At 44.5% G+C, this 18341-nt stretch carries 14 protein-coding genes; 9 read left to right on the top strand and 5 right to left on the bottom strand.

What is annotated here, in order from left to right; genetic code table 11:
* Positions 1-28 precede the first annotated feature (28 nt).
* Positions 29-2236: a heavy metal translocating P-type ATPase gene (locus BACCELL_RS19240; RefSeq protein ID WP_007213686.1), complete on the top strand. Its 2208-nt coding sequence runs from the start codon at positions 29-31 to the stop codon at positions 2234-2236.
* On the opposite strand, the gene BACCELL_RS19245 is transcribed toward BACCELL_RS19240, so the two are convergent.
* Positions 2233-3072: a helix-turn-helix domain-containing protein gene (locus BACCELL_RS19245; RefSeq protein WP_007213687.1), complete on the bottom strand. Its 840-nt coding sequence runs from the start codon at positions 3070-3072 to the stop codon at positions 2233-2235. The genes BACCELL_RS19240 and BACCELL_RS19245 overlap by 4 nt on opposite strands.
* A gap of 62 nt (positions 3073-3134) precedes the next feature.
* Here BACCELL_RS19245 and lipB point away from each other — a divergent pair, with 62 nt between their 5' ends.
* Complete coding sequence (lipB, locus tag BACCELL_RS19250) at positions 3135-3797, top strand: lipoyl(octanoyl) transferase LipB (RefSeq protein ID WP_007213688.1); 663 nt, start codon at positions 3135-3137, stop codon at positions 3795-3797.
* 205 nt (positions 3798-4002) lie between these two features.
* Here the strand turns inward: lipB and dpp5 are convergent, their stop codons facing one another.
* The 4 genes from dpp5 to pyrG form a co-directional block, all read right to left on the bottom strand.
* Positions 4003-6111 carry a dipeptidyl-peptidase Dpp5 gene (gene dpp5 / locus BACCELL_RS19255; protein WP_007213689.1) on the bottom strand — a complete coding sequence of 703 codons (2109 nt, stop codon included), beginning with the start codon at positions 6109-6111 and terminating at the stop codon, positions 4003-4005.
* A 41-nt stretch (positions 6112-6152) separates the two neighbouring features.
* Positions 6153-7484: an MATE family efflux transporter gene (locus BACCELL_RS19260; RefSeq protein ID WP_007213690.1), complete on the bottom strand. Its 1332-nt coding sequence runs from the start codon at positions 7482-7484 to the stop codon at positions 6153-6155.
* Between the two features lie 93 nt (positions 7485-7577).
* Positions 7578-9428, bottom strand: a complete 1851-nt coding sequence (gene yidC, locus BACCELL_RS19265; protein WP_007213691.1) for a membrane protein insertase YidC — start codon at positions 9426-9428, stop codon at positions 7578-7580.
* Positions 9429-9470: 42 nt separating this feature from the next.
* Positions 9471-11102, bottom strand: coding sequence for a CTP synthase (pyrG, locus tag BACCELL_RS19270; RefSeq protein WP_007213692.1), 1632 nt, complete (start codon positions 11100-11102; stop codon positions 9471-9473).
* Positions 11103-11505: 403 nt separating this feature from the next.
* Here pyrG and BACCELL_RS19275 point away from each other — a divergent pair, with 403 nt between their 5' ends.
* The 7 genes from BACCELL_RS19275 to rsxE all read left to right on the top strand — a co-directional run bounded on the left by BACCELL_RS19275 (position 11506) and on the right by rsxE (position 18337).
* The gene (locus BACCELL_RS19275; RefSeq protein ID WP_007213693.1) at positions 11506-12951 is read left to right on the top strand and encodes a DUF3078 domain-containing protein; all 1446 of its coding nucleotides are present in this window, start codon (positions 11506-11508) and stop codon (positions 12949-12951) included.
* 309 nt (positions 12952-13260) lie between these two features.
* Positions 13261-13680: a SoxR reducing system RseC family protein gene (locus BACCELL_RS19280; protein ID WP_007213696.1), complete on the top strand. Its 420-nt coding sequence runs from the start codon at positions 13261-13263 to the stop codon at positions 13678-13680.
* 43 nt (positions 13681-13723) lie between these two features.
* Entirely contained in the window at positions 13724-14701 is a 978-nt protein-coding gene (locus tag BACCELL_RS19285; protein WP_007213697.1) for a Fe-S cluster domain-containing protein, read from the top strand.
* Between the two features lie 38 nt (positions 14702-14739).
* A complete protein-coding gene (gene rsxC / locus BACCELL_RS19290) occupies positions 14740-16074 on the top strand; it encodes an electron transport complex subunit RsxC (protein WP_007213698.1) in 1335 nt (444 codons plus the stop codon).
* 9 nt (positions 16075-16083) lie between these two features.
* A complete protein-coding gene (locus tag BACCELL_RS19295) occupies positions 16084-17076 on the top strand; it encodes an RnfABCDGE type electron transport complex subunit D (RefSeq protein ID WP_007213699.1) in 993 nt (330 codons plus the stop codon).
* Positions 17073-17735: an RnfABCDGE type electron transport complex subunit G gene (locus BACCELL_RS19300; protein ID WP_007213700.1), complete on the top strand. Its 663-nt coding sequence runs from the start codon at positions 17073-17075 to the stop codon at positions 17733-17735. The genes BACCELL_RS19295 and BACCELL_RS19300 overlap by 4 nt, the downstream gene beginning before the upstream one ends.
* Positions 17736-17752: 17 nt before the next feature.
* On the top strand, positions 17753-18337 hold the full coding sequence (rsxE, locus tag BACCELL_RS19305; protein ID WP_007213701.1) for an electron transport complex subunit RsxE: 585 nt from the start codon (positions 17753-17755) through the stop codon (positions 18335-18337).
* The last annotated feature ends 4 nt before the right edge of the window (positions 18338-18341 follow it).

The raw sequence follows: 18341 nt of genomic DNA on the forward strand, positions 1-18341 counted from the left end.
GATATAAAACTTGAAATAAAAACAATATATGGGTAATTTAAAAAAACAGACGTTTCCCGTGCTGAACATGCATTGTGCGGGATGCGCCAATAACGTAGAAAAGACAGTTCGCAAGTTGATGGGCGTTGCAGATGCTTCGGTCAACTTTGCTTCCAATACACTGTCTGTCTCCTATGAGACGGACAAACTGACACCCGGAGAAATTCGTGCTGCCGTACTGGCTGCGGGCTATGACCTCATCATGGAGGAAGAGCATGTTGAAGAACGCCAGGAAGAAGAACAACAGAAACGCTATCACCGCTTGAAAACGCGGGTGATAGGAGCGTGGATTTTTGCTGTTCCCCTGTTGTTGCTTTCCATGGTCTTCATGCATGTACCTTATTCTAACGAGATACAGATGGTACTTGCTATTCCTGTATTGGTATTGTTCGGTACGCCATTCTATACCGGTGCCTGGAAACAAGCACGTCTGGGACGCAGCAATATGGATACACTGGTGGCACTAAGTACATCCATTGCTTTCCTGTTCAGCGTCTTTAATACTTTCTTCCCCGATTTCTGGTATAACCGTGGATTGGAGCCTCATGTCTATTACGAAGCTGCTGTGGTTATCATCGCCTTCGTTTTGACAGGTAAACTCATGGAGGAACGTGCGAAGGGAAATACTTCCACTGCTATCCGCAAACTGATGGGTTTGCAACCTAAGAAAGCCCGTGTAGTACGCGACGGTAAAGAGCTGGATGTACCTTTGGATCAATTGAACATCGATGATCTGGTGAGTGTCCGCCCCGGTGAGCAAATCCCTGTGGATGGTTTTCTGACCGAAGGTGACTCTTATGTAGATGAAAGCATGATAAGCGGTGAGCCTATTCCGGTAGAAAAGAAGATTGGCTCGCATGTGTTGGCCGGAACCATCAATCAGAAAGGATCGTTCATTATCCGTGCCGAGAAAGTAGGTGGAGAAACAGTGCTGGCGCGTATCATCCGTATGGTGCAGGAAGCGCAAGGCAGTAAGGCTCCCGTGCAGCGTATTGTAGATAAAGTGACGGGTATCTTTGTTCCTGTTGTACTGGGTTTGTCTGTCCTGACATTCTTTATCTGGATGTTCTTTGGTGGTGTGGATATGCTTTCACATGCCATGCTGTCAGCGGTTTCCGTATTGGTGATTGCTTGCCCTTGTGCATTGGGACTGGCTACTCCTACGGCTTTGATGGTAGGTATCGGTAAGGCTGCCGATCATCATATTCTGATAAAAGATGCTGTGGCACTGGAACAGATGCGAAAGGTAAATGTTGTGGTATTGGATAAGACCGGTACATTGACTGAAGGGCATCCTACCGTTGCCGGTTGGTTATGGGCACAGCCGCAGGAAGGACATTATAAAGACATTCTTCTGGCTGCCGAGCTTAAATCGGAGCATCCGCTGGCTGGTGCTATTGTCACTGCCTTGCAAGAACAAGAGAACATTGTTCCTGCAACTCTGGATGGTTTTGAAAGTATTACCGGTAAGGGTATTAAAGTGACTTATCAGGGTGCTGAGTATTGGGCAGGCAGCCACAAGCTGTTGAAAGATTACCATGCCACCCTGACTGATGTTTTGGGAGAAATGCTGGCTCAATACGAATCGGACGGTTGTAGCATCGTTTACTTTGGCCGCAAGGATGAATTGCTTGCGATTGTTGCTATCAAAGATCAGATAAAGGCGACTTCCGCTGAGGCTGTTCGCGAACTCCGTACCCAGGGTATTGAAGTTTATATGCTGACGGGAGACGGTGAACGTACTGCTTCTGCTGTTGCCGGACGATTAGGCAATATCCAGTATATTGCCGATGCTTTGCCGGATGATAAGGAAGAGTTTGTACGCCAGCTTCAACTTCAGAGAAAGACAGTAGCTATGGTGGGTGATGGTATCAATGATTCACAGGCTTTGGCTTGTGCCGATGTAAGCATTGCCATGGGTAAAGGAACGGACATTGCCATGGATGTGGCAATGGTCACTCTTATGACTTCGGATCTGTTGCTGTTGCCGAAAGCATTCAATCTCTCCCGGCAGACGGTGCGCTTGATTCATCAGAATCTGTTCTGGGCATTCATTTACAATCTGATAGGTATTCCTATTGCTGCCGGATTGCTTTATCCAATCAATGGATTATTGCTGAACCCCATGTTGGCAAGTGCCGCTATGGCATTTTCCAGTGTATCGGTAGTCTTGAACAGCCTTCGTTTAAGATACTAACTATTTCTATATTCCAACGGACTCATCCCCATGTGCCTCTTAAAGTACTTTCCGAAGAAAGAGGCACTGGGGAAGTTCAGTGAATAGGCTATTTCCTGAATAGTCATGTCTGTGGATTTCAGCCGTGCTTTGACGTCTGTAATCACCACATGCGAAATAATTTCGAGTACATTCCTTCCTGTTACTTGTTTTACGGTAGTACTGAGATGCTGCAATGAAATTCCCAGCTTGTCGGCATAGAATTGAGCACGTCTCTCAGTCATATAATTTTCAATAACCAGTTGTACGAATTTTTGGCAAATTTCCTCTTTGCGGCTTTTGGCAAGAATGCTTTGCGGACGATTGGCATAAAGGGCATTAATTCCAAGCAAAATGCTGTGGAGCACACTTTGTGCCATTGCGGTACTGGTGGCGGTAGGATGGGAGATTGATATACGTGTCAGTAGTGCAAAGTAATCCACGAAGTAGGATGCTATTAAGTCGCTGACATTTACAATCGGATTATCCCATATTTTGGAGAAAGATCCCATCGTAGCCTGCAATAGATTAATACCGTTGACGCAGTGACTGGAGAAACCTACGAAGCAAAGCCGTACTTTTTCTACTTGCTCATTGAGCTGTAAGATAGTTCCCGGCATCAGAATGATCAGATCATTCTTTTTTATTTCATGTTCCATCAGATTGATGGATGCTGTAATGGTCCCTTCAGTGCATAATGCAAAAATACATGCCTTCAGACGGCATGACTGGCGATAGAGATTCAGAATATCTTCTGTAACATCTCTCCATGCCAGCATTTCAACCGGCAAATCTACTTGTGGGAAGTTATGTTTCATCTTTTTTCATTTTGCTGTCGGCAAATATACGATTTTATCCCTAAAGTCTTAACTTTGTCGGCATGAAACTGAATGTAACAGACTGGAATATTATTCCGTATGCCGATGCATGGACCCGGCAAACGGAGTGGTTTGATGCTCTTATTCGTGCCAAGCAGGCAGGGGAAGAGTATGAAAATCACATCATTTTGTGTGAACATCCGCATGTCTATACTTTAGGTCGTAGCGGTAAAGAAGGAAATATGCTGTTGAGTGAGGAACAACTTCAGAAGATAGGAGCTACGCTCTATCATATAGATCGTGGAGGTGATATCACATATCATGGTCCGGGACAACTGGTATGTTATCCTATCCTGAATCTCGAAGAATTCTCGTTGGGGCTGAAAGAGTATGTACATTTGTTGGAAGAAGCGGTCATCCGTGTATGTGCCTCTTATGGCATTGCTGCCGGGAGGTTGGAGAAAGCAACCGGTGTTTGGCTGGAGGGAGATACGCCGCGTGCGCGTAAAATATGCGCTATTGGCGTGCGTAGCAGTCATTTCGTTACCATGCATGGATTGGCGCTGAATGTGAATACTGATTTACGATATTTCAGTTATATCAACCCCTGCGGCTTTATAGATAAAGGAGTCACTTCGCTGCAACAGGAGCTGAAACGGGAGGTGCCGATGGAAGAAGTAAAACAATGCTTATGCCTTGAATTACAGGGCTTGATGCAGAGATAAAAAACAGGAAGATGTGTCATAATGCAGTACTATCTAAAGTTATATGTTTGTCTACCACCCCGCCCTTTGGGCACCCCTCCTCCCCGGGAGGAGGGGAGATTAAGTTACTTTCCAGTTTTGACACACCTTCCTGTTCGTATCAAATAGACGGTCTGTTCATCCCTAACAGATGGTCTGTTTCAGGAGACTTCAATCGTCTGTTTTTTTATTTCAACCATTTGTCCAGCCATTCAAAGAATGTGCGTTGCCAGAGGATACCATTCTGAGGTTTCAATACCCAGTGATTTTCATCCGGATAGATCAGTAGCTCGGCAGGAACACCACGCATTACGGCGGCATCAAAAGCAGCCATTGCCTGGTTGGCTAGAATACGGTAGTCTTTTTCGCCATGAATGCAAAGGATAGGTGTATCCCATTTGTCTACAAACTGGTGCGGAGAGTTGGCAAATGTGCGTTGAGCTACCGGATTTTGTTTTTCCCAGTATGCACCACCCATATCCCAGTTGGCAAACCATTTCTCTTCTGTTTCCAGATATTGCATTTCCATGTTGAAGATGCCATCATGTGCAATGAATGCTTTGAAGCGCTTGTCATGATGTCCGGCGAGCCAGTAAACGGAGAAACCACCGAAGCTGGCACCTACACAACCGAGACGGTCTTTGTCTACAAACGATTCTTTAGCCATCTCGTCGATAGCTGTGAAATAATCCTTCATGCACTGACCACCGTAATCACCACTGATGGCTTCATTCCATTCCACTCCAAAGCCCGGAAGTCCGCGGCGGTTGGGAGCTACGATGATATAGTCGTTGGCAGCCATAATCTGGAAATTCCAGCGATAGCTCCAGAACTGGCTTACGGGGCTTTGCGGACCACCTTCACAGAACAGGAGGGTAGGGTATTTCTTATTCGGGTCAAACTGTGGCGGGTAGATAACCCATGTCAGCATCTGTTTACCGTCTGTAGTTTTCATCCAGCGAGCTTCAACCTTACCCATTTCCAGTTGGTCGTAAATCTGTTTGTTTTCGAAGGTCAGTTGTTTTGCTTCGGCAAAAGCATCCCCGTTGCGGGTGGCAGATACGGCATAGATTTCATCACCCATACTCATTGAATGGCGTAAAGCGATTACTTTATCTCCTGCAAGGGCGAGGGAAGCATAATCATACATACCGTCTGTCAACTGCGTAACCTTATCGTTGGCAGCAAGATTGATATTGTAAATCTGTGTTTCACCATGCCAGACACCGATGAAATAAATACTCTTAGGGTCTCTATTCCACAAGAAACCATCTACGTTCGATTCGAATTCCTTGCTGACGAAACGTTTCTCACCTGTTTCCAGATTCATGATGAAGAGACGGTTTAGGTCAGCTTCATAACCGTCACGTTCCATGCTCTGCCAGGCAATGTATTTACCATCGGGAGAGTACTGAGGATTTGTATCATAACCTTTGTTTTCTTCGGTGATATTGTCTGTCTTCTTGGTTGCAAGATCGTAGATGTAAATATCCGAGTTGGTGGAGATGGCATAAGCCAGACCGGTCTTCTTACGGCAAGTATATGCCACCTTGTCTCCGGCAGGACTCCATGCCAGTTGCTCGATGCCACCCCAAGGTCTCATCGGGCTTTCGTAAGGTTCTCCTTCCAGTATATCCTTTATATTGCTGATACCGTTTCCATCAAAATCGGCTACAAAAGGATGCGGAGCACCGGTTACCCATTCATCCCAGTGTTTGTACATCAGGTCGGTAACGATGATACCCGTCGCTTTAGGGAGATCGGGATATTTATCCGCAGTACTTTGTTTAGTTTTCACCTGTGCAATGAAAAGCAACTTCTTGCCGTCGGGAGAGAAAGAATAACCTTCGATGTCACCATCATATTGAGTTAACTGCTTACGCCCGCTGCCGTCCGGATTCATTTCCCACAACTGGCTGCTGCCACCTTCATTGGAAAGGAACGCCAGTTTAGTGCCACCCTTTATCCAGTTCACTTCGTTTTCCTGCCAGGGAGTGTGGGTGATTTGTTTGTTGCCTGTTCCATCTGTGTTCATCACGAAGACTTCACGGTTACTCTTGTTCTCCGGTACACTGTAGTAAGCTACTGTGTAAGCAATTTGCTTTTCATCGGGGGATACGGCTACACCACCGATACGACTCATGGCCCAGAGAGCTTCGGGAGTCATGCGTTTGCCTTCAATCTGAATGTCCGACCGCTCGATAAGCGGTACCCCGGCTTGCCCTGCGTCTTTAGTTCCGCCGCAGGCAGCCAATGTCATAGCTGCTGACATAAGCAATAAATTTACTTGTTTCATGTATGTTGTTCGTTACGGTTATTTTGCGACAAATATACAAATTATATGCGTTTTTCTTGCCATCGTCCTCCTTTAATATACCACCAGCAAAGTAATAGTATAAAAATGGAGTATACCATTTCCGATGTCCAACACAGAGCTACATCAAGTTTCAAGTAAAGAATGATGTATGTGATGTAGGCAACATAGAAGACGAGCGTTATTAGTTCCATGACCAGAGCCGTGCGCGTGTTTCCCGTTCCTGATACTGCCTGAAAATATACATTGGCAGGTACGAGAAACAGATATGCCGAGCACATTACCCAAAGTGAATGTACGGCTGCATCCTGTAAATCGGGTATATCCGTATAGATTCCCAGTATAAGTTTTGGGAACAGTGCAAAAAACAGTGCTAGCGGCAATGTGAACAGGTATGCAATGCGTATATGCTGCCGGATAGTGCCTGCCACGCAGTCTTTGTCTCCTGCACCGATGAGATTGCTGACCAATGAACCACAGGTTGAGGCAAATGCCATCATTACCATGAACAGAATGCCGGATATGCTCCGGACAATGTTCGTGATGGCGAGCGACCGTTCTCCCAGATGCTCCACATAGAGGAAGAACAAGAACCAGGTGGACAAGGAGAAGACGTTCTGTATCATGGTCCAGAAGGAAATGTTCAGCATGCGTTTCAGTATCTCCGGGCGGAACTTCGGAATACGGTCCAGTCCAAACTTACGGCAGTCAATGCGGTAACGGGTGTAGAGGATAAAGAATATCAGTGAAACCAGCTCTGCAAGTGATGAACCGATGGCGGCACCTGCAATGCCGAGCGCAGGAAAGCCGAATTTACCGAAAATCAGTATATAGTTGAAAACTACGTTACTCAATACCATGACTATGGAATTGAGTGTCAGTGTCTTGGTCTGCGTAGTTCCCAGGAAGAAAGCACGGAAGATGACTGCACTGAATGAGAAGAAGGCTCCGAAAACCCGCCAGTTCAGATAACTGATGGCAGCCTCATAGATGTGTTCGGAAGAAACGATTCGTTTCAGTATCATTGGTGAAAGGAAGTAGGAGAGCAGGAACATTACTGCCGCCAGTCCTATCTGAAAGTAAATTCCTTGATAGAAAAGGTCGCCTATTTCCCGGTATTGCTTTTCACCGTTGCGCCGGGCAATGAGTATCTGCGCTCCGATACTGAAACCGAAAGCTGCCATGAATATTACCATGTAGAAGACACCTGCAATGGCTGATGCTCCCAGTTCTACTTCGCCTACCCGTCCCAGGAAGGCTGTGTCTGTCATACCTATCATTTGCTCCATCAGTAGACTGATGAGGATCGGATAGGCTATCATCCAAATCTGTTTGTTGGTATATTTAGTTTTCATTTGAGTTATAGTTATAGTCGTTATAAGAGAAAGAAAGCCGGACAATTACATCAATTGCCCGGCTTTTATTATCAAGTGATGAAAAGCGGAGACTTACTTTTTATTCTGTCTCTCTTTCAACAACTGTTCCTGTTGTTTCTGCATTGCCTCCAGGCGGGCGGCAAAGCCGGTTTTCTTAGCTTTCTTCGGATCTTTCTTTCGGGCTTCCAATTGGGCAAGAAGTTTCTCTTCATTCGTAGTCTTACGCAGAATGAGAGTAGTCACCACACTAATCAATGTCGATATGAAGTAGTAATAGTTCAGACCTGAAGGATAACTGTTCAAGATGAACAACATCATAATCGGCATGAGATACGTCATCCACTTCATCGCCGCCATCTGCGGGTTGGCTCCGGTATCCTGTTGCTGCATCATGAACTTGGAGTTCAATATATTCACAACCGTCATCAGCAAACAGAACAAACTGAGGTGGCTACCCAGGAACGGGATATTGAACGGGAAGTTGATGAATGCATCGTACGTTGAAAGGTCATCAGCCCACAAGAAGCTTTGCTGACGCAATTCAATAGCACTTGGCACAAACATGAACAATGCAATCAGAACCGGGAACTGTACCAGCATCGGCAGACAGCCACCCATCGGACTCACACCGTATTGGCTGTACATTCCCATGACCTCCTGCTGTTTTTTCATCGCATCTTCCTGTTTGGGGTATTTCTTATTGATCTCATCGATTTTCGGTTTCAACACACGCATCTTGGCAGAAGAAATATACGTTTTCCAGGTAGCGGGGAATACGACTGCTTTTACAATCAAGGTCATCAGTAACAATACAATACCCATGCTTAGACCCCAACCGGACAACCAGTCGAAGATATTGATGGTGAACCACTTGTTGACCCAGCGTATCAACGGCCAACCCAGATAAACCAAACGGTTCAGTTCCCATTTCTCATCACGTCCCTTATCCAGCGCAGTCAGCGTCTTGTAATGGTTCGGACCGAAGTAGAAGAACATTTGCGTAGGCTGTTTACCTGTCGGGTCAAAGCTCGTGCTCATCTCGGCGGAGTAGTCTTTGATATATCCGCTGCCTTCTCTTTCCATTTTGGAGACTAGCTTCGTTTTTTCAAAGTCAGCGTCTGCAATGAATACCGAGGAGAAGAATTGATTTTTGAAAGCAATCCAGTCCAGACGTTCGGGCACTTCTTTTTCATCATCCTTATTGGCTGACAAGTAGTCTGTGCCATTTCCCAGCATTTTATAAGTCAGTTCAGACAAACGGTTCTCATATACATAACCTTTTTCGATCTGGCGGGCGCGTTGTGCCCATTCGATGTCTACATAGTTATTGCTTGCTGCCAATTTATCTGCCATACCTTTAGCATCGATGCTGAAGTCTACCAGGTAGGTATTGGGATGCAATGCATACTTGAAGTCTATATAACTTGCACTGTCAGCTGATAAACGCATTGTTACGGTGCTGTCCGTACGGTTCACAGTGGTGAAGTAATAGTCCTTAGTCTGTATTGTTTCCTTTTTATTATAGAAAAGGAAATTCATGGAAACATCGTTTCCGGTGAATAGGGTTACAGGAGTTTTCTTGTCCTGTTCCATATACTCTTTCAATACAGCGGAGAATATGGAACCGCCTTTGGTGCTGAGGGTCAACTCAGCCACGTCGTTCTGAATCGTAATAAGCGAATCTGTTCCTTGGCGGGCATTGAAGAAGAGTGAAGTGGAATCCACAGTTTCCACATCTTTTTCATTGGCCAATGCTGCATCCGCTTTGGCTTTCAGCGCTTCTTCACGTTGCTGTACCAGCGCAATGGAATCATAATAACGCTGCTGTGCTTCCAATTGCTCTTTACTGGGGCGACTCAGAAAACTGAAGCCGACTAACAAAATTGCTATTAAAACAAGACCTGTAATGGTGTTTTTATCCATGAATAATTTCTAATTTACAATTTTATAATTATTGAAATAATCTTATTTCTTTGCTTTCTCCTTCTCCTCGAAACTTTCGACAGATGCTTTGATGAAAGCCACGAACAACGGATGGGGATTCAGTACCGTACTGCTGTATTCCGGATGGAACTGAGTTCCGACAAACCACTTCAACTTCGGTATTTCTACGATTTCCACCAAATCAGATTCCGGATTGATACCTACACATTTCATGCCGGCAGCTTCGTATTCCGCTTTATACTGGTTGTTGAATTCATAGCGATGACGGTGGCGCTCCTGGATGTGTTCCGTTCCATAAGCTTCATAAGCCTTGCTACCTTTCTGCAAGATACATTCGTAGGCTCCCAGACGCATTGTTCCACCCATGTTTGTGATGGATTTCTGCTCTTCCATAATGTCGATGACATTATGCGGAGTCTTTTCGTTCATTTCGCGTGAATCTGCATCGGTATATCCCAGCACGTTGCGTGCGAATTCAATGGCGATACACTGCATTCCCAGGCAAATACCGAAAGTCGGAATATCATGTGTGCGTGCGTATTTGATAGCCACGAACTTACCGGAAATACCACGTTCACCGAATCCCGGACCTATCAATACACCTGCCATGCCTTTCAGTGCTTCCGCTACATTTTCTTCTGTCAGCTTTTCACTGTTCACAAAGTCTACGGATACCTTACGATCATTGTATGTACCAGCTTGTGACAAGGCTTCGCGAATGGATTTGTAAGCATCCTGCAAGTCATATTTGCCGACTAATGCAATGTGCAGTGGTTCTGTATTTTCTGCTTTATGGCGACGTTCGAGGAAAGCACGCCATGGACCCAGTCCCGGTGTGTCTCCTACGGGCAGTCCCATTTTCTTCAATATCGTTTCATCCAGTTTCTGAGCCTGCATCAGAATAGGCACTTCGTAGATGGTAGGAGCATCGATGCTCTGTACTACTGCGTTTTCATCCACATTACAGAATAATGCTACTTTTTTACGCAGGTTGGTACCCAATTCGTGTTCTGTACGCAATACCAATATATCCGGCTGTATACCTGCACTCTGCAATTCTTTTACGGAGTGTTGTGTCGGCTTGGTTTTCAATTCACCGGCTGCCGTGAGATAAGGTACATAAGTAAGGTGCACGCACAAAGCATCACGTCCCAATTCCCACTTCAACTGACGGATACTTTCCAGATACGGCAATGATTCGATATCACCCACCGTACCACCGATTTCTGTAATTACAAAATCGAATTTATATTTGTTACCCAGCAACTTCACGTTTCGTTTAATTTCGTCCGTGATGTGAGGGATAACCTGAATGGTCTTACCTAAATAATCACCACGGCGCTCTTTGTCGATAACGCTTTTATAGATACGTCCGGTTGTGATGTTATTGGCTTTAGTAGTCTGGATCCCAAGAAAACGTTCGTAATGACCTAAGTCGAGGTCAGCTTCATGTCCGTCTACAGTCACATAACATTCTCCGTGTTCGTAGGGGTTTAAAGTGCCCGGGTCAATATTGATATACGGGTCAAACTTCTGAATGGTTACTTTGTAACCTCTTGCTTGTAGCAATTTACCAATGGATGAGGCGATGATGCCTTTACCTAATGATGAGGCAACGCCACCGGTGACGAAAATATACTTTGTTTCTCCCACAGCTATACTGTTTTAATATTATTGTTTTGTTTGGTCGATGTACACATTTGTGTACCTACCTGTCTACAGATGAGACTTAAAAAGCGCAAAATTACAAAAAAAAGAGGAAGTACATAAAGTTTCGGCGAAACAATTCTAAAAAAAGTGATGCTGCAATGTTATTAAGTCCTTATCATCTCCGTACTATCTCCGTGTTATCTCCGTACTATCTTCGTATCACCTCCGTGTCATCTCCGTATATATATGTTTGGACTTGATACGGACTTGGTACGGGGCTGGTACGGAGCTGATATGAACTTGTCATCCTAAGTACCGGCTATTGCTAATCTTTTCTTTACTCTTTTCTATGTTTTCTAAACATTTTAAATTACTTTTGCAGTCAAAACATAGATTTTAGGGCGTTATGAAGAATAGATACTTATCTTTATGGGCAGTTGCTGCGCTTTTTTCTTCGTCGATAGTGGCGCAGAATTCAGTAAAGACTGTCTTAAAGGCCGGAGAGGAACCGGCTGCCGCACAAGTGGATACCTTGTCGGATGTGATGAAGCAATATTTTGTCTTAAAGTTGAAACCAGCGAATGATACTCTCAAGTTGGACACAGTATCCATACTGCATGAGAAGTATTTTGGAGTATTAAACTACCTGAATGATCCGTCTACTCCTGAACGTTACATTCCTGATAATCCCGATTACTACCGTCTGTTTCTTAAGCCATTTACATATTATAATTCTCCTATAAAGCGTGTTTCGACATTGAATTGGAAATTTGAACCTTTTGATACGGTTGAATTGCCAGTGAAAGAACTTTTGCCATTTGATGAAGCCCGCTTTACCTCGAAGGAACGCGCGAATGAAACAGTGGATCGTGCTTTGCTCTATCTTTATGTTAATGATGATCTGCATAAGATTGTGGCATGGGAAGATGATATTATGCAGGTGAGGGTATTCAAGGATAATATTGAAAAAGAGGTATCTTCTAAACCTTCTGTATTGAAGTTGTTTGCTCAGGAGAGTATGGCAAATGTGAAAGAAGATGCGGAAGTGCTGATTCGGAAACCTAACTGGTGGGTGACCGGTGGAAGCGGTTCTTTACAGATTACGCAGAACTATATTTCGGATAACTGGTATAAAGGTGGTGAAAGTACGAACTCTTTTCTGGCTAACTTACAGTTGTTCGCTAACTATAACGACCGTGAGAAGATACAGTGGGAAAATATGCTGGAAGCTAAGTTAGGTTTTGGTTCAACTCCTTCGGATAAGTACCATGATTATCTGGTAAACACCGACTTGCTCCGTATTTACAGTAAGCTGGGTGTTCAGGCTGCTTCTAATTGGTACTATACCATTTCTACTGAATTCAAAACTCAGTTCTGTCACGGTTATAAAGCAAATAGCGAGAAGTTAGTTTCTGCTTTCTTTGCTCCGGCTGATTTATCCACCAGTGTCGGTATGGACTATAAACTGAAGAAGAAAAAGTTCAATCTTTCTGTCTTTATAGCTCCGTTGACTTGGACAATGCGTTATATCGGTAATAAAGATGTAAATGAGGTAGACTTTGGTTTGGAAAAGGGCAAATGCGTGCGTCATAATTGGGGTTCGCAAATACAACCGACATTTGACTGGACCATCATTCCTTCTATTGTGCTGAATTCTCGTTTGAATTATCTGACCAGCTATGAATGGACACGTATTGAGTGGGAAAATACAATCAACTTTATATTGAACCGTTACCTCTCTACAAAACTCTATGTACATGCCCGTTATGATGACAGCAGTAAGCCGACTACGGGAGACAGCTACTTTCAGGTGAATGAAATTTTGAGTTTCGGTATTAATTATAAATGGTAAGTCTATACTATCTGAATATAGATATTACAAGTAAGGCTGTTTCTTTTAGGGAGGCAGCCTTACTTGCTTTTAGGAGAAAAGAATTATTCATAGTATCATTTTGTTATCTTATACTTATCAATGGTGCAAAGTGATACCTTAGTCTGTGTTATAAAACAGGTTTTCTTGCTTGTTCTGTGGAAAAAGTGAAGAAAAATAGTTAAAACGGGGAAAAGTACGTTGGCGTACACATAAAAAAAGCGGGTGAAAGCCTTGCAGTTCACAAATAATGCGTAAATTTGCCGCAATTTGTAATGCACAGTTTGCAAAATGGCAGATATTATAAAACATCAAGGTATTGTGGAAAACATAAACAGTTCTCATATAAAGGTGAGAATTGTCCAAACGTCAGCTTGTGCGGCATGTAGTGCGAAGGGACATTGTGCCTCGGCTGATACCAAAGAAAAAATAATCGATGTAACTACCGGCGATGCGTCTTCCTATCAGGTGGGTGACCGGGTAATCGTTTTTGGCGAACTCTCTATGGGAATGATGGCGGTGTTGTGGGCCTTTATAATACCTTTCTGTATTCTGGTGATTTCTCTCTTTGTATTTATGGCTATCTGGAGTGACGAACTTCTCTCTGCACTTTGTTCGTTAGCTCTTCTTATTCCTTATTATTATATATTGTGGCTAAATAAAACACGTATGGGAAAGAAATTTTCTTTTTCAATAAGGCCAATTGACTAACTCTTGGAACATTAAAACAAATAATTAAATAAATAACTAATTTATGAATGTAATTCTGATTGCAGTGATTTCATTGGGAGCCATAGCGCTGGTTTCGGCCGCTATATTATACATAGCTTCCAAGAAATTCGCCGTGTATGAAGATCCGCGAATTGCACAGGTAGGAGAGGTGTTGCCTCAAGCAAATTGCGGTGGATGTGGTTATCCGGGTTGTAGCGGTTTTGCCGATGCCTGTGTAAAGGCAGGTTCGCTGGAGGGCAAGTTCTGTCCGGTAGGCGGACAACCTGTTATGACGCAAATAGCGGGAATCCTTGGTTTGGATGCCGTTGCTGCCGAACCGATGGTGGCAGTTGTGAGATGTAATGGAACCTGCGCCAACCGTCCCCGTACGAATATGTACGACGGTGCGAAGAGTTGTGCTATTGCGGCCTCTCTTTATGGCGGCGAAACCGGTTGTAGTTTCGGATGTCTGGGGTGTGGTGACTGTGTGGAAGCTTGTCAGTTTGATGCTATCCACATGAATCCAGAGACGGGACTTCCGGAAGTGGATGAAGCAAAATGTACGGCTTGTGGAGCTTGTGTCAAGGCTTGTCCGAAGAACATTATCGAGATTCGTCCGCAAGGTAAGAAGTCACGCCGTATTTATGTGCAGTGTGTAAACAAAGACAAAGGCGGCATAGCGCGTAAAGCTTGTACAGTTGCTTGTATTGGTTGTGGCAAGTGCGTGAAGGTTTGTCCGTTCGAAGCGATTACACTTGAAAATAATCTGGCTTACATCGATCCGAACAAATGTAAATCATGTCGTAAGTGCGAAGAGGCTTGTCCTCAGAACACGATTATCGCACTCAATTTCCCGCCGCGTAAACCGAAGGCGGAAGGTGCTGCTTCGGTTGCTGCTCCTAAGGTAGCCGTTGCACCGAAAGCTACAGAAACGCCTAAGGTTGCAGAGGCTCCTAAAACTGTAGAGACCCCTAAAGCTGTTGAGACTCCTCAGGTTGAAACTCCAAAGGCAGAGGCTTAATAATAAAGAAGTAATAAACGACTAAAATACAGAATTGTATGTTGAAGACATTTTCAATCGGTGGTGTTCATCCACACGAAAATAAACTTTCAGCACATCAGCCGATTATAAAGGCGGAAGTTCCTGCCAAAGCTGTGATTTTGCTGGGTCAGCACATCGGTGCGCCTGCAAAGCCGATTGTAGCTAAAGGAGATGTGGTGAAAGTCGGCACAAAGATTGCCGAACCCGGTGGTTTCGTATCCGCGGCCATCCACTCGTCTGTCAGCGGCAAGGTTGCTAAAATCGATACGGTTATCGATGCCAGTGGTTATCCGAAACCTGCCATCTTTATTGATGTGGACGGTGATGAATGGGAAGAAAGTATTGACCGCACCGAAACGTTGGTGAGGGAATGTAACCTTACATCCGAGGAAATAGTAAAAAAGATAGCCAATGCCGGTATTGTAGGTTTGGGTGGTGCATGTTTCCCTACTCAGGTGAAACTCTGTCCGCCGCCTGCATTCAAAGCAGAGTGTGTGATTATCAACGCTGTGGAGTGTGAACCCTATCTGACAGCTGACCATCAGCTGATGCTGGAACATGCCGAGGAAATTATGGTAGGTGTATCTATTCTGATGAAAGCTGTGAAGGTGAACAAGGCATTTATCGGTATTGAGAACAATAAGCCCGATGCTATTCAGTTGATGGCGAAGGTGGCATCCAGCTATGCAGGTATCGAGGTAGTAGCCTTGAAGGTGCAATATCCGCAAGGAGGTGAAAAGCAGTTGATAGATGCTATTACCAGTCGTCAGGTAGCGAGTGGTGCTTTACCAATTTCTACAGGAGCCGTGGTACAGAATGTAGGTACTGCATTTGCGGTATATCAGGCCGTACAGAAAAACAAGCCGTTGTTTGAGCGCGTGATTACCGTTACTGGTAAGTCAGTAGCAAAACCGTCTAACTTCCTGGCACGTATTGGCACGCCGATGAAGCAATTGATTGATGCTTGCGGTGGTCTGCCCGAAGATACAGGTAAGATTATCGGTGGTGGCCCGATGATGGGTAAGGCATTGGTCAACACGGAGGTTCCTACCGCTAAAGGTAGTTCCGGTATTCTGATAATGAATCAAAAGGAAGCCAAACGTGGTGAGGTTCAACCTTGCATCCGTTGTGCAAAGTGCGTGGGTGCTTGTCCGATGGGATTGGAACCTTATTTGCTGTCGGCACTTGCCGAACATACAGAATTCGAGAGAATGGAAAAAGAAAGAATTATGGATTGTATCGAGTGCGGTTCTTGTCAGTTTACCTGTCCTGCCAACCGTCCGTTGCTGGACTATTGCCGCTTGGGTAAGGGCAAGGTAGGAGCGATTATCCGTGCACGTCAAGCTAAATAATAACGAAGTATGGAAAATAAATTAGTAATATCACTTTCACCCCACGTCCATGGTGGTGACAGCGTGAAAAAGAATATGTATGGTGTGCTTATTGCATTGATTCCTGCATTTCTTGTATCGCTCTATTTCTTCGGACTGGGTGCGCTGATTGTCACGGCTACATCGGTAGCTGCCTGTTTGTTCTTCGAATGGGCTATTGGTAAATTCCTGATGAAGAAAGAAACCACAACAATCTGTGACGGTTCTGCTGTAATCACAGGTGTGTTGTTGGCATTCAATTTACCTTCCAATCTGCCTATCTGGATTATTATTCTGGGTGCATTGTTTGCTATAGGCGTAGGCAAGATGTCTTTTGGCGGGTTAGGTAATAATCCGTTCAACCCTGCATTGGCAGGCCGTGTGTTCCTGTTGCTTTCTTTCCCTGTGCAAATGACGAGTTGGCCGGTGGTGGGACAGTTGACTTCTTACACCGATGCTACGACGGCTGCTACTCCGCTTAATCTGATGAAGCAGATTGCCGGTGGAAATATAGAGGCTCTGAAAGATCTGCCTTCCTCTTTCGATTTGCTGATTGGTAACAATGGCGGTTGTCTGGGTGAAGTCAGTGCATTGGCGTTACTGCTGGGATTAGCTTATATGCTTTGGAAGAAAATTATTACCTGGCATATTCCTATTTCTATATTGGCTACAGTATTTGTATTCTCGGGTATTATGCATCTGGTAGATCCGGAACTGTATGTATCTCCCGTGCTTCAGTTGCTTACAGGTGGTTTGATGCTGGGTGCTATTTTTATGGCTACTGACTACGTCACTTCTCCGATGAGCAAGAAGGGGATGCTGATTTATGGTGTATGTATCGGATTACTGACAGTGATTATCCGTCTGTTCGGTGCTTATCCCGAAGGTATGTCATTCGCTATTTTGATTATGAACGCCTTCACTCCGCTGATTAATACATATTGTAAACCTAAACGCTTTGGGGAGGTAGCGAAGAAGAAATGAAAAAGTTAGAATCATCCTTGAAGAATATGTTGCTGGTACTCACGGGCGTTACTGCCATCTCTGTGGCTTTGCTGGCATATGTGAATGAATTGACGAAAGAACCTATAGCACAAGCCAATGCAAAGACATTGAGCGACGCAGTCAGTGCAGTGGTTCCCGGTTTCGATAATGATCCGATTGCAGAAAAGAAGATGCAGACTGTGAATGGTGTAGATTATGCTGTGTATCCTGCTACGAAAGGTGGAGAGTTTATTGGTGCTGCCGTAGAAGCAAGTTCAATGGCATTCGGTGGTGAGCTGAAAGTCTTGGTCGGCTTTGATGCGGAAGGAAACATTATAGATTATTCCCTGTTGTCGCATGTGGAAACTCCGGGATTGGGGTCCAAGGCTGCCGATTGGTTTAAAGAAGGAAATAAAGGAAGTATCAAAGGAATGAATCCGGGTAAGACTCCGTTGTCTGTAAGCAAAGATGGAGGCCAGGTAGATGCCATTACAGCTTCTACTATTACTTCACGAGCTTTCCTGAATGCTGTGAATGCTGCTTATGCAGCTTATGCCGGTCAGAATGAATTGGATGCCACTACGGGAGCTACGCAAAAAGTTGTTGAACCTGCTGAAAATGCCGCCACTGAAGCTGCGGACTCTATCAGCGCTAAATAAAGAAAGGAGTAGAAGATATGAATAATTTTAAAGTTATGATGAACGGGATTATCAAAGAGAATCCTACGTTTGTACTCCTGCTTGGTATGTGTCCTACGCTGGGTACCACCTCTTCCGCTATCAATGGTATGGGTATGGGACTGGCAACGATGTTCGTGCTGATCTGTTCTAATGTCGTAATCTCGGCAATCAAGAATGTAATTCCTGATATGGTACGTATTCCGTCGTTCATTGTGGTCATTGCTTCCTTTGTGACTTTACTGCAAATGGTCATGCAAGCTTATGTTCCTGCTCTATATGCTACGCTGGGTTTGTTTATTCCGCTGATTGTGGTAAACTGTATTGTATTGGGACGCGCAGAAGCTTTTGCTGCCAAAAACACTCCGGTAGCTTCTTTCTTTGATGGTTTAGGAATGGGCCTTGGCTTTACTTTGGCTCTTACTTTGCTGGGTGCCGTACGTGAATTTCTGGGAACCGGTAAGATATTTGATCTGACTATCCTTCCTGAAGAATACGGTATGTTGATATTTGTACTTGCACCGGGAGCTTTCATTGCACTGGGGTATCTGATCGCATTGATAAACGGCTTGAAAAAGAATTAATAAT

It is taken from the genome of Bacteroides cellulosilyticus DSM 14838 (genome assembly GCF_000158035.1).
GTDB classification, from domain to species: Bacteria; Bacteroidota; Bacteroidia; order Bacteroidales; family Bacteroidaceae; genus Bacteroides; species Bacteroides cellulosilyticus.

Bases quoted from the DNA above. Each gene is read 5' to 3' on its own strand.
- BACCELL_RS19240 (WP_007213686.1), top strand. From the start codon at position 29: ATGGGTAATTTAAAAAAACAGACGTTTCCCGTGCTGAACATGCATTGT.
- BACCELL_RS19245 (WP_007213687.1), bottom strand. From the start codon at position 3,072: ATGAAACATAACTTCCCACAAGTAGATTTGCCGGTTGAAATGCTGGCA.
- lipB (WP_007213688.1), top strand. From the start codon at position 3,135: ATGAAACTGAATGTAACAGACTGGAATATTATTCCGTATGCCGATGCA.
- dpp5 (WP_007213689.1), bottom strand. From the start codon at position 6,111: ATGAAACAAGTAAATTTATTGCTTATGTCAGCAGCTATGACATTGGCT.
- BACCELL_RS19260 (WP_007213690.1), bottom strand. From the start codon at position 7,484: ATGAAAACTAAATATACCAACAAACAGATTTGGATGATAGCCTATCCG.
- yidC (WP_007213691.1), bottom strand. From the start codon at position 9,428: ATGGATAAAAACACCATTACAGGTCTTGTTTTAATAGCAATTTTGTTA.
- BACCELL_RS19275 (WP_007213693.1), top strand. From the start codon at position 11,506: ATGAAGAATAGATACTTATCTTTATGGGCAGTTGCTGCGCTTTTTTCT.
- BACCELL_RS19280 (WP_007213696.1), top strand. From the start codon at position 13,261: ATGGCAGATATTATAAAACATCAAGGTATTGTGGAAAACATAAACAGT.
- BACCELL_RS19285 (WP_007213697.1), top strand. From the start codon at position 13,724: ATGAATGTAATTCTGATTGCAGTGATTTCATTGGGAGCCATAGCGCTG.
- rsxC (WP_007213698.1), top strand. From the start codon at position 14,740: ATGTTGAAGACATTTTCAATCGGTGGTGTTCATCCACACGAAAATAAA.
- BACCELL_RS19295 (WP_007213699.1), top strand. From the start codon at position 16,084: ATGGAAAATAAATTAGTAATATCACTTTCACCCCACGTCCATGGTGGT.
- BACCELL_RS19300 (WP_007213700.1), top strand. From the start codon at position 17,073: ATGAAAAAGTTAGAATCATCCTTGAAGAATATGTTGCTGGTACTCACG.
- rsxE (WP_007213701.1), top strand. From the start codon at position 17,753: ATGAATAATTTTAAAGTTATGATGAACGGGATTATCAAAGAGAATCCT.